The following is a 12,057-nucleotide window of genomic DNA, read 5'->3' as shown; positions in this document are numbered from 1 at the left end:
CCGGGTCGCACCCGTCGTGCGCAGCCCGCACCGCTCGCGCACCGCCCGCCCCGGACGCTCCGTCAGCCGGGAGCGGTGCGGACCGGTCGTCCGAATGTCCGGACATATCGTTGACACGCCTCCCGGCGGACGGCTAGACCTGGATGCGGAGCCGACGGCGGCCCGACCGAGAGGTGGCGCGTGGAGACGGAGCCGTACGACCTGATCACCATGGGACGCCTCGGCGTGGACCTCTACCCCCTCCAGACCGGCGTCGGACTCGACCGGGTCGAGACCTTCCGCAAGTTCCTCGGCGGCTCCGCGGCCAACGTCGCCGTCGCCTCCGCCCGCCTCGGCCGCCGCACCGCGCTCGTCTCCCGCACCGGCGCCGACCCCTTCGGCACCTACCTGCGCCGCGAGCTCAAGGGCTTCGACGTGGACGACCGCTGGGTGACCGAGGTCCCCGAGCACCCCACCCCCGTCACCTTCTGCGCCCTCTTCCCGCCCGACGACTTCCCGCTGTACTTCTACCGCCGCCCCCGCGCCCCCGACCTGGAGATCCGGGCGCACGAGCTGGACCTCGACGCGATCCGCGCCGCCCGCGTCCTCTGGGCGACCGGCACCGGCCTGTGCGCCGAACCCAGCCGCACCGCGACGCTGGAGGCGCTGCGGGCCCGGTCCGGCCGGGCGACGACGGTCCTCGACCTGGACTGGCGGCCGATGTTCTGGACGGACCCGGCGGCGGCCCGCCCGTACTACGCCGAGGCGCTGCGGCACGCGACCGTCGCCGTCGGCAACCTCGACGAGTGCGAGGTCGCCACCGGTGAACGGGAGCCGGAGGCCGCCGCCCGCGCCCTCCTCGCGACCGGCGCGGTCCGGCTCGCCGTCGTCAAGCAGGGCCCCGCGGGTGTCCTCGCGCTCGCCGCCGACGGGACCCGCGCCGAGGTGCCGCCGCTGCCGGTCGAGGTCGTCAACGGGCTCGGCGCGGGCGACGCCTTCGGCGGGGCGCTCGTCCACGGACTGCTCGCCGGCCGGGACCTCGGCACGGTCCTGCGCCACGCGAACGCCGCCGGTGCGATCGTCGCGGGCCGCCTCGCCTGCTCCTCCGCCATGCCGGACGCCGCGGAGATCGCCGAAGCCCTCGCGGCGGGCACGGGAACGCTCCCGCGGAAGGGGTAGGGAACGGTCATGGAAACACGCCTCCACCTCCCCGCCGGGACCGCCGCTCACGGCCCGTACGCCGTCGACATCGACCCCGGACGGGCCGGATGGGCGTACTCCGCGCTGCGGGTCCTCGTCCTCGGACCGGGGGAGATCCACTCCTTCGGGAGCGGGGATTCCGAATGGGTCGTGCTTCCCCTCTCCGGTGCCTGTAGCGTGCGCGTCGACGGCGAGACCATCGAACTCCTGGGCCGCGCGAGCGTGTTCGACGGGGCGAGCGACTTCGCCTACGTGCCCCGCGACGCCCACGCCCAGATCGCCTCCGGCGCGGGAGGCCGCTTCGCTTTGGCAGGAGCGAAGTGCGAGCGACGACTCCCCGCCCGCTACGGCCCCGCGCCGGAGGTTCCCGTCGAGACCCGGGGGAGCGGGAACCGTTCCCGCCGGGTGCGGAACTTCGCCTCGGCCGACGCCTTCGCCTGCGACCGGCTCATCGCCGTCGAGGTCGTCACGCCCGGCGGGAACTGGTCCTCCTACCCGCCGCACAAGCACGACGAGCACCGCCCGGGCGCCGAGTCCGTCCTGGAGGAGATCTACTACTACGAGATCGACGGTCCGGGCGGCCTCGCCTACCAGCGGATCTCGCCCTCCCGGCCCGGCGGCGCCGAACTCCTCGCCGAGGTCCGGGGCGGCGACGCGGTCCTCGTCCCCGACGGCTGGCACGGCCCCTCCGTCGCCCAGCCGGGACACGACCTCTACTACCTCAACGTCATGGCGGGCCCCGGCCCCGAACGGGAGTGGAAGATCTGCTTCCACCCCGACCACACGGAGGGATACGCATGAGGCTCACCGTCGCGCAGGCCCTCGTCCGCTTCCTCGCCGCCCAGCACACGGAACGCGACGGCGCGCGCCACCGGCTGATCGCCGCCACCTGGGGCATCTTCGGCCACGGCAACGTCGCCGGAATCGGCCAGGCCCTGGTCGAAGAGGAACACATGCCCTTCCACCAGGGCCGCAACGAACAGGCCATGGTGCACGCCGCCGTCGGCCACGCCCGCCGGACGAACCGGCTCTCCGCGCACGCCGTCACCACCTCCATCGGCCCCGGCGCCACCAACCTCGTCACCGGCGCCGCCCTCGCCACGATCAACCACCTCCCCGTCCTGCTGCTGCCCGGCGACACCTTCGCGACCCGCCCCGCCGACCCCGTCCTCCAGCAGCTCCAACTCCCCCACGCGGGCGACGTCTCCGTCAACGACTGCCTCCGCCCCGTCTCCCGCTACTTCGACCGGGTCACCCGCCCCGAGGCCCTGATCCCGGCCGCCCTCGCCGCCGCCCGGGTCCTCGCCGACCCCGCCGAGACCGGCGCCGTGACCCTCGCCCTGCCCCAGGACGTCCAGGCGGAGGCGTACGACTGGCCGGAGGAGTTCTTCGCCGAGCGGATCTGGCGGGTCCGCCGCCCCTCCCCGGACGAGGACGAACTGGACGCGGCGGCCACGGCGATCGCCCGCGCCGCCCGCCCGCTGATCGTCGCCGGCGGCGGCGTCCGGTACAGCGGGGCCGAGGAGTCGCTCTCCGACCTCGCCGCCCGGACCGGAATCCCGGTCGCCGCCACCCAGGCCGGCAAGGGATCGCTGCCGCACGACCACCCCCAGGACGTCGGCGGCATCGGCCACACCGGCACCGCCGTCGCCGACCACCTGGCCCGCACCGCCGACCTGGTCATCGGCGTCGGCACCCGCTGGACCGACTTCACCACCGCCTCCGGCACCCTCTTCGCCCACCCCGGCGTGCGGTTCGTCAACCTCAACATCGCCGCCTTCGACTCCCACAAGATGGCGGCGCTCCCGCTCGTCGCCGACGCCCGCGAGGGCCTCGAACAGCTCCACGCGCTCCTGGAGCAGCACCACGTCCCCGCGCCCTACGCCCACGAGTACGCCGAGGAGAAGCTCCGCTGGGAGGCCCGCGTCGACGCCGCGTACGCCGTCCCCGACGAGGACGCCCGCCCCACCCAGACCCAGGTCCTCGGCGTACTCGACACCCTGGTGGACGCGGGCGACATCCTGATCAACGCCGCAGGCTCGCTCCCCGGCGACCTCCACAAGCTGTGGCGGACCCGCTCCCCGGAGCAGTACCACGTCGAGTACGGCTACTCCTGCATGGGCTACGAGATCCCCGCCGCCGTCGGCGTCCTCCTCGCCGACCCCGGCCGGCCCGTCTGGGCGCTCGTCGGAGACGGGACGTACCTGATGAATCCCACCGAGATCGTCACCGCCGTGCAGGAACGGCTCCCGCTCAGACTGGTGATCCTCCAGAACCACGGGTACGCCTCCATCGGCGGTCTCTCCGAGGCCGTCGGCGCCGAGCGGTACGGCACCGACTACCGCCTGCGGGCCGACGACGGGAGCTTCACCGGACCCCCGCTCCCCGTCGACCTCGGCGCCAACGCGGCCTCCCTCGGGATGCGCGTCCTGCGCCCCCGCACCATCCGTGACCTGCGAGAAGCCCTCGCGGACGCCCGCGCGGCCACGGATCCCACATGTGTCTACGTCGAGACCGAAACGGCAGACAGTGTGTCGGGCCCGCCCCCGGCCCAGGCGTGGTGGGATGTGCCCGTGGCCGAGATCTCGACCCGCCCGTCGGCGGTCAAGGCCCGCGAGGAGTACGACCGGCACGTCACCGCCCGACGCCGCCATCTCTGAAGGCTCTGAAGGAGTAACTCGTCATGACGAAGAGCGTCCACCACTGGATCGGTGGCAAGACCGTCGAGGGCACGTCGGGCAACTGGGGCCCGGTCACGGACCCGGCCACCGGCACCGTCACCACGCGGGTCGCCCTCGCCTCGGTGGAGGAGGTCGACGCGGCCGTCGCCGCCGCGAAGGACGCCTTCGCCACCTGGGGCACCTCCTCGCTCGCCCAGCGCACCACGATCCTCTTCAAGTTCCGCGCGCTGCTCGACGCCAACCGCGACGCGATCGCCGAGCTGATCGTCGCCGAGCACGGCAAGGTCCACTCGGACGCGCTCGGCGAGGTCGCCCGCGGCCTGGAGATCGTCGACCTGGCCTGCGGCATCACCACCCAGCTCAAGGGCGAGCTCTCCACCCAGGTGTCGAACCGCGTGGACGTGGCGTCCATCCGCCAGCCCGTCGGCGTCGTCGCGGGCATCACGCCCTTCAACTTCCCGGCCATGGTGCCGATGTGGATGTTCCCGATCGCCATCGCGACCGGCAACACCTTCATCCTCAAGCCCAGCGAGAAGGACCCCTCGCCCTCCCTGAAGATCGCCGAGCTGCTCGCCGAGGCGGGCCTCCCCGACGGCGTCTTCAACGTCGTCCACGGCGACAAGGTGGCCGTCGACCGCCTCCTGGAGCACCCGGACGTCTCCGCGATCTCCTTCGTCGGCTCGACCCCGATCGCCAAGTACATCCACACCACCGCCTCCGCCAACGGCAAGCGCGTCCAGGCGCTCGGCGGCGCCAAGAACCACATGCTGGTCCTCCCCGACGCCGACCTCGACGCCGCCGCCGACGCGGCCGTCTCCGCCGCGTACGGCTCCGCCGGCGAGCGCTGCATGGCGATCTCCGCGGTCGTCGCCGTCGGCTCCATCGGCGACGAGCTCGTCCAGAAGATCCGCGAGCGCGCCGAGAAGATCAAGATCGGCCCCGGCACCGACCCCACCTCCGAGATGGGCCCGCTCATCACGGCCGTCCACCGGGACAAGGTCGCCTCCTACGTCCACGGCGCGGCGGACGAGGGCTGCGAGGTCGTCCTCGACGGCACCGGGTGCACCGTCGACGGCCACGAGAACGGCCACTGGATCGGCCTCTCCCTCCTGGACCACGTGCCGACCACGGCCAAGGCCTACCAGGACGAGATCTTCGGCCCGGTCCTCTGCGTGCTGCGCGCCGAGACGTACGAGGAGGGCCTCGCCCTCATCAACGCCTCGCCGTTCGGCAACGGCACCGCGATCTTCACCCGCGACGGCGGCGCGGCCCGCCGCTTCCAGCTGGAGGTCGAGGCCGGCATGGTCGGCGTGAACGTGCCGATCCCGGTGCCGGTGGGCTACCACTCCTTCGGCGGCTGGAAGGACTCGCTCTTCGGCGACCACCACATCTACGGCAACGACGGCGTGCACTTCTACACCCGCGGCAAGGTCGTCACCACCCGCTGGCCGGACCCGTCCGAGGCCCCCGCGGGCGTCGACCTGGGCTTCCCGCGCAACCACTGATCCACGGACGACCGACGGCCCCCGGGTGCTGGACAGCACACCCGGGGGCCGTCCCCGTGTCCGCGTACAGCGGGCGCGGTACGCGGACCGCGCCGCGTACGACCCGAGAAGGCCGCCGATCTCCCCCCGCGGACAGCCGCGCCGCACGACGGCGCCCCCTAGGCTCGACCCCATGCGACTCCGACTTCCCCGGTGGGCCGCGGTCACCGCCGTCCTCGCCGTCCTCGCCGGCGCCGGCACCTGGACCGCCGTCGCCACGGACGAGGCGCCTCCCGTGCGGCGCGCGGACCGGGCCCTCGACATCGACGGGGTGCGCATCGACACCTCGTACTTCACCGACGGCTCCCCCGGCCGGCGCCCCGCCGTCCTCCTCGGCCACGGCTTCGGCGGCTCCAAGGACGACGTCCGCGCCCAGGCCGAGGGCCTCGCCCGCGACGGCTACGCCGTGCTCACCTGGTCCGCCCGCGGCTTCGGGGCCTCCGGCGGCGAGATCGGCCTCAACGACCCCGGCCACGAGGTCGCGGACGTCCGGAAGCTGATCGACTGGCTCGCGGCCCGACCCGAGGTCCTCCTCGACAAGCCCGGCGACCCGCGCGTCGGCGTCACCGGCGCCTCCTACGGCGGCGCGATCTCCCTGCTCGCCGCCGGCCACGACCCGCGCGTCGACGCGATCGCCCCCCAGATCACCTACTGGAACCTCGCCGACGCCCTCTTCCCGAACGGCGTCTTCAAGAAGCTGTGGGCCGGGATCTTCTTCTCCACGAGCGAGTCGCCCGCCGCCGACCGGCCCGCCGGCCAGGCCACCGGGGGCCGGCCGGAGGAGCGCCCCGGGGGTGCGAAGGCCGGTTCCTGCGGTCGGTTCACCGTCGAACTCTGCTCCCTCTACCAGCGCGTCGCCGTCTCCGGGAAGCCCGACCCCGCAGCCCGCGCCCTCCTCGAAGCCCGCAGCCCCTCGGCCGTCGGCTCCCGGATCAAGGTGCCCGCGCTCCTCGTCCAGGGCCAGTCCGACTCGCTCTTCACCCTCGCCCAGTCCGACGCCATGGCCCGCGCCCTCACGGCCAACGGCGCCCCCGTCGCCGTCGACTGGATCGCCGGCGGCCACGACGGCGGCGACCGCGAGACCGAGCGCGTCGAGCACCGGATCACCACCTGGTTCGACCGCTGGCTGAAGCGCGACGCCTCCGTCGACACCGGCCCCGCCTTCCGCGTCAGCCGCACCGGCGGCGTCGACTCCACCGACGGGCGGGCCACCCTCCGCGCCGCGTCCGCCGACCGCTACCCGGGCCTCACCTCCGGCACCGCGCGCATCGCCCTCGGCGGGCCGCCGCAGACCTTCGCCAACCCGCCCGGCGCCGCACCGCCCGCCGTGTCGGCGGTCCCCGGCCTCGGCGGCGGACTCTCCGGACTCTCCTCCCTCGGCGTCGGCCTCTCCCTCGACTTCCCCGGCCAGCACGCCCGCTTCGACGCCGCGCCCCAGACCGCGCCCCTCCGGATCACCGGCACGCCGACCGTCCGCGTCAAGGTCACCTCCACCGCCGCCGACGGCTCCGCCGTCCTCTTCGCCAAGGTGTACGACGTGGGGCCCGACGGACGGCAGCAGGTGCTGCCCGCCCAGCTCGTCGCCCCCGTCCGCGTCGACGGCGCCAAGGCGGGGAAGAGCCTCACGCTGACCCTGCCCGCGATCGACCACGAGGTGGAGGCCGGACACCGGCTGCGGCTCGTCGTCGCCGCCACCGACCTCGGCTACGCCTCCCCGGTCGTCCCCGCCGGCTACACCGTCGCCGTCGAGGGCCCCCTCGGCGTTCCCACCGCGCCCGGTCTCTCCACCCAGGCCGCCGCCCTGCCCCGGTGGGTGTGGGGCCTGCCGCTCCTCGGCCTCGCCGGCGCCGCCGCCCTGCTGCTCACCGCCCGCCGCAGGACGGCCGCGCCCGCGCCCGATCCCGAACTCGCCGCCGTACCGCTCCAGATCACCGGCCTGTCGAAGAAGTACAAGGGCGGCGACCGGTACAGCGTCCGGGACCTCTCCTTCCGCGTCGAACAGGGCCAGGTCCTCGGACTCCTCGGCCCCAACGGCGCCGGAAAGACCACCACCCTGCGCATGCTGATGGGCCTCATCACCCCCGACGAGGGCGAGATCCGGGTCTTCGGCCAGGCCATCAGGCCGGGCGCCCCGGTGCTCTCCCGCGTCGGCGCCTTCGTCGAGGGCGCCGGCTTCCTGCCGCACCTGTCGGGCCGGGAGAACCTGGACCTGTACTGGAAGGCCACCGGCCGCCCCGCCGAGGACGCCCACGTCGACGAGGCCCTGCGGATCGCGAACCTGGGCGGCGCCCTCGAACGCGCCGTCCGCACCTACTCGCAGGGCATGCGCCAGCGCCTCGCCCTCGCCCAGGCCATGCTCGGCCTGCCCGACCTGCTCATCCTCGACGAACCGACCAATGGACTCGACCCGCCGCAGATCCGCGAGATGCGCGAGGTGATGATCCGGTACGCGGCCGGGGGCCGTACCGTCATCGTCTCCAGTCACCTCCTCGCCGAGGTCGAACAGTCCTGCACCCACCTGGTCGTCATGGACCGGGGGCGGCTGGTGCAGGCCGGACCGGTCGCCGAGATCACCGGCTCCGGCGACACCCTCCTGGTGAGCCTGGCCGAGGAGATCGACGACGCCCTCGTCGCGAAGATCGACGCCCTGACCGGCGTCGGTGCGGCGACCCGCACCGACGGAGGGCTCCTGGTCCGCCTCGACGGCACCGGCCCGACCGCCCTCATCGGCGAACTCGTCCGCCTGGACGTGCCGCTGACCGGCGTCGGCCCCCACCGGCGTCTGGAAGACGCGTTCCTGACCCTGATCGGAGGAGCCGCGTGATCACCCCGGCCACCACGCCCACGCCGCCCACGCCGCCCACCCCGGCCACCACGCCCACGAGCGCCCCCGGCTACCGGCCCGGGCGCACCCTGCCCCTGCGGGTCGAGGCACTCCGTCAGTGGAAGCGCCGCCGTACCCTCGTCATGGGCGGCATCCTCGTCGCCCTCCCCTTCGTGCTGATCGCGGCCTTCGCGATCGGCGGCCCCGGGGGCGGCGGCCGCGAGGGCCGCATCACCCTGATGGACACGGCGACGGCATCCGGCGCCAACTTCGCCGCGACCTGTCTCTTCGTCTCCGCCGGCTTCCTCCTCGTCGTTCCGGTGGCGCTGTTCTGCGGGGACACGGTGGCCTCCGAGGCGAGCTGGTCCTCCCTGCGGTACCTGCTCGCCGCGCCCGTCCCGCGCTCCCGGCTCCTCGTCTCCAAGCTGGCGGTCGCCCTCGGCTACAGCGCGGCCGCGATGGTCCTCCTTCCGCTCGTGGCCCTGGTCGCGGGCACGGTCGCCTACGGCTGGGGGCCGCTCCGTCTGCCCACCGGCGGTTCGGTCCCCGCCGGGGACGCCCTGCTGCGGATCGGGATCGCCGTCGTCTTCGTCTTCGCCTCCCAACTGGTCACCGCCGGGCTCGCCTTCTGGCTGTCCACCCGCACCGACGCCCCATTGGGCGCGGTGGGCGGCGCCGTCGGCCTGACCATCGTCGGCAACGTCCTGGACGCCGTCACGGCGCTCGGCGACTGGCGCGACTTCCTGCCCGCGCACTGGCAGTTCGCCTGGATCGACGCACTCCAGCCCCAGCTGGAGTGGAGCGGCATGGTGAAGGGCACGGCGATCTCCGTGACGTACGCCCTGGTCCTCTTCGCGCTCGCCTTCCGGGGCTTCGCCCGCAAGGACATCGTCTCGTAGCCCCCGGGCCTACGGCCTTCTCACACCCACCCCCTTCGAGCCGCTTCCGCGCCCGCCCGGAAGCGGCTCGTCGTGCCGAGGGCGGCCATCAGCTCGCCCACCCTGCGGCTGTACGTCCGCGCGGACATGCCGAGCCGGGCGGCCGCCGTCTCGTCCGTGACCCCCGACAGGAGGGCGTCGAGCACCGGGCGCAGCTGGGAGGGCAGTTCGCACGGTGGCGGTGGCGAGGGCGGTGGGGGCGCCGCCGCGCAGGTCAGCTCCTCGGCCGTCGCCCAGGAGGCGTGATGCGTCCGGACGAGGGTCTGCACCACGACCGGGTCCCGGATCAGCAGCAGCCCGTTGTACAGCAGCTCCAGATCGAGCGGGATCGCGGCCACCGTCCGGTCGACGACGATCATCTTGAACGGGATGGCCTCCGCGAGGCGGGCCCGGCCGGGGAACCGGAGCCCTCCTTCGAGCCGGGGCAGGGCATGCCTCGGAACGATCCGTCTGACCTCCTCCGCCCGCTCCACCGCGGCCCGCATGCACGCTCCCGCCAGCTCCAGGAACGGCTCGGGGATCGCGAAGCCCGCGGACGCGACCGGGTCGTCGAAGGTCAGCAGCTCGTGCCGGGTGGAGGCGGCCAGCCCGGCGAGTGCGGCACTGATCCGCCGCGCACCCCGGACCGGCCGCCCGGCGGGCCGCTGTCCCTCGGTCACGGCCCGGTTCATCGCCGAACGGGCGAGCATCACGGAGCCCGCGCTCTCTGCCACCGCTGACCACCCCCGCCCGATCGATGTCCACTCCATGTACGCATGTGACTGCACACGGTGACAACCCCTGTTGAAAAGGATGGCGAATCCATGCCACGTCACTCCCCCCGTGTCGCCGTTGCCGCATCGAGATCCCTCCGCAACCCCATCGACGGCTCCGCGCGCACCACCCGTTCGTCACATCCACAAGTGGCCGACGACGAGGGGGAGATGAGACGGAACGACAGGACGAGGGCCGGAGCCGGCGGCGGAGGACCCGGTTCCCCGCCGCGGTCGCGGCCCTGCTCGCGGCCGGACTCGCCGTCGGCGGATGCGGCGCGAGCGGCCCCGTCAGGACCGGCGCCCGGGACCTCGGGGAGGGCGGCACGGTCCCCGACGGCGGGCGCGCCGGGACCGCCGCGCCCCGGGAGGGCGAGCGGCGTTCCCCGGTGCCCGCCCCCGATCACCTGTCCACCTTCGCGCTGGACGTGGACACCGCCTCGTACGGCTACGCGCGCCGCACCCTCGCCGAGGGGCGGCTGCCCGCCCCCGCGACCGTGCGCCCCGAGGAGTTCGTCGACAGCTTCCGGCCCGACCACCCGCGCCCGAAGGACCGCGTCCACGAGGTCGTCGACTCGCTCGCGATGAGCTCCTCCACCAACGTGGAGGCGGGCGTCCGCACCGGCCACGACATCGCCGTCGAGGGCCACCGCAAGGGCGCCGCCAACCGGGTGGTGCTGCTCTCCGACGCGCTCGCCGACACCGGTGACACCGAGGCCGACGCGATCCTCGCGCGCGTCGACGAGGAGCGCCGGGAGTACGGCATCACGCTCTTCGGCGTCGGCGTCGGCGCCGGCGTCGGCAGCGAGTGCGGCGACGCGTTCATGGAGCGGCTCGCCGACGAGGGCGACGGGCAGACCGCGTACGTCTCCACCCCGGCGCAGGCCCGGAAGGTCTTCGTTGACCAGCTGCCCTCCCCCGTCGAGCTGCGCGCCCGGGACGCCGAGGCGCAGGTCGCCTTCGACCGGCGGACCGTCGAGGAGTTCCGGCTCGTCGGGTACGAGAACAGGGCGGTCGCCGACGACGACTTCCGGAACGACCGGGTGGACGGCGGCGAGATCGGGGCCGGTCACACGGTCACCGCGCTCTGCGCGGTGAAGACCCGCCCCGGGGCCGCCGGTCCGCTCGCCACCGCGACGGTCCGCCGGCTCGACCCGGCGACCCGGGCCCCGCACGAGCGGTCCGGCACCCTCGGGACGGCCGCGCCGACCGGGGACGTCCGGGACGACGGTCACGACAGCCTGCAGCTGACCGCGATCGCCGCCTGCTTCGCGGACGCCCTGCGCGGCGGCTGCCCGCGCGGCGACGCCCCGCCGGGCGCCCCCGGCCTTGCGGCCCTCGCGCGCCGTGCCGGGGCGATCGCCGGCCGGTCCGGTTCGGCGGTGGTCACCGAGCTGGCCGACGCCATCCGGGAGGCCTCCGGACTGCTCGATTCCGGGGAGGGTGAAGTCCCGTACGGGGAAGGGGGGTCGAAGTCCGGAGATCCCTACAGCTGACGCGCGCGGCGGGCGGCGGGACAGAATGGCCGCATGGCCACCCTGCTGCTCGCCCTCGCCGTCGGAAGCACCGGGCTCTACGCCGGTTTCCTGCTGATCTTCCAGACCGGGATCATGCCCGCGCTCGGCCGTCTGACGGACCCGGAGTTCGTCACGGCGATGCGCCGGATCAACGAGTGCGTGCCGAGGGCCGTGTTCCTCGCGGTCTTCCTCGGCGTGGTCGCCTTCCCCGCCGCCGCGTTCCTCGTCCCCGTCGACGGCCGGACGGACGCGCAGGGGCGGCTGCTCCTCGCGGGACTGGTGGCCGCGGTCCTCAACCACGCGGTGACCATCGGCGGGAACGTCCCGCTCAACACGGCCCTCGCGGCGTCGGAGCAGGCCCCGGCGGGCGGTCCGGCGGGCGATCCGTCCGCGGTCCGGGCCGCCTTCGAGAGGCGCTGGAACGGTTTCCACCGCGTCCGCACGGCTCTGATCACCCTCGCCTTCGGGCTGCTCACCGCCGCGGCGGTGCTCTAGGCGAACCGTACCCCCGTGCCGGTTTCTGGCGTGAACTCGCGGGTGGCGGCCCCCTCCGCATCCGCAGGGACCCTTCGAAAGCGTACCTCCGAGTCCGGAAACAGTCTTTCGGCATGCGCAAGATATG

Annotated in this window: 9 protein-coding genes; 8 read left to right on the top strand and 1 reads right to left on the bottom strand. The window is 74.2% G+C overall.

Features of this window, described 5'->3' with window-relative positions:
* The first annotated feature begins 210 nt into the window (after window positions 1-210).
* The 6 genes from iolC (at window position 211) to IE180_RS11650 (ending at window position 9,127) form a co-directional block, all read left to right on the top strand.
* Window positions 211-1,158, top strand: a complete 948-nt coding sequence (gene iolC / locus IE180_RS11675; protein ID WP_190156867.1) for a 5-dehydro-2-deoxygluconokinase — start codon at window positions 211-213, stop codon at window positions 1,156-1,158.
* A 9-nt stretch (window positions 1,159-1,167) separates the two neighbouring features.
* Complete coding sequence (gene iolB / locus IE180_RS11670; protein WP_190156737.1) at window positions 1,168-1,980, top strand: 5-deoxy-glucuronate isomerase; 813 nt, start codon at window positions 1,168-1,170, stop codon at window positions 1,978-1,980.
* Complete coding sequence (iolD, locus tag IE180_RS11665) at window positions 1,977-3,839, top strand: 3D-(3,5/4)-trihydroxycyclohexane-1,2-dione acylhydrolase (decyclizing) (RefSeq protein WP_190156736.1); 1,863 nt, start codon at window positions 1,977-1,979, stop codon at window positions 3,837-3,839. Before iolB ends, iolD begins: the two co-directional genes overlap by 4 nt.
* A gap of 23 nt (window positions 3,840-3,862) precedes the next feature.
* Window positions 3,863-5,365, top strand: coding sequence for a CoA-acylating methylmalonate-semialdehyde dehydrogenase (gene mmsA, locus IE180_RS11660; RefSeq protein ID WP_190156735.1), 1,503 nt, complete (start codon window positions 3,863-3,865; stop codon window positions 5,363-5,365).
* Between the two features lie 172 nt (window positions 5,366-5,537).
* Window positions 5,538-8,228 carry an alpha/beta fold hydrolase gene (locus tag IE180_RS11655; RefSeq protein WP_190156734.1) on the top strand — a complete coding sequence of 897 codons (2,691 nt, stop codon included), beginning with the start codon at window positions 5,538-5,540 and terminating at the stop codon, window positions 8,226-8,228.
* On the top strand, window positions 8,228-9,127 hold the full coding sequence (locus IE180_RS11650) for an ABC transporter permease (RefSeq protein ID WP_190156866.1): 900 nt from the start codon (window positions 8,228-8,230) through the stop codon (window positions 9,125-9,127). The genes IE180_RS11655 and IE180_RS11650 overlap by 1 nt, the downstream gene beginning before the upstream one ends.
* Window positions 9,128-9,147: 20 nt before the next feature.
* On the opposite strand, the gene IE180_RS11645 is transcribed toward IE180_RS11650, so the two are convergent.
* A complete protein-coding gene (locus IE180_RS11645) occupies window positions 9,148-9,879 on the bottom strand; it encodes a helix-turn-helix domain-containing protein (protein ID WP_190156733.1) in 732 nt (243 codons plus the stop codon).
* Between the two features lie 281 nt (window positions 9,880-10,160).
* Here IE180_RS11645 and IE180_RS11640 point away from each other — a divergent pair, with 281 nt between their 5' ends.
* Window positions 10,161-11,414, top strand: coding sequence for a YfbK domain-containing protein (locus IE180_RS11640; protein WP_229860452.1), 1,254 nt, complete (start codon window positions 10,161-10,163; stop codon window positions 11,412-11,414).
* Between the two features lie 33 nt (window positions 11,415-11,447).
* Window positions 11,448-11,930: an anthrone oxygenase family protein gene (locus IE180_RS11635; protein ID WP_190156732.1), complete on the top strand. Its 483-nt coding sequence runs from the start codon at window positions 11,448-11,450 to the stop codon at window positions 11,928-11,930.
* The last annotated feature ends 127 nt before the right edge of the window (window positions 11,931-12,057 follow it).

Source organism: Streptomyces litmocidini (assembly GCF_014649755.1).
GTDB lineage: Bacteria > Actinomycetota > Actinomycetes > Streptomycetales > Streptomycetaceae > Streptomyces > Streptomyces litmocidini.
This window is presented reverse-complemented; position numbering and strand designations above follow the sequence as displayed.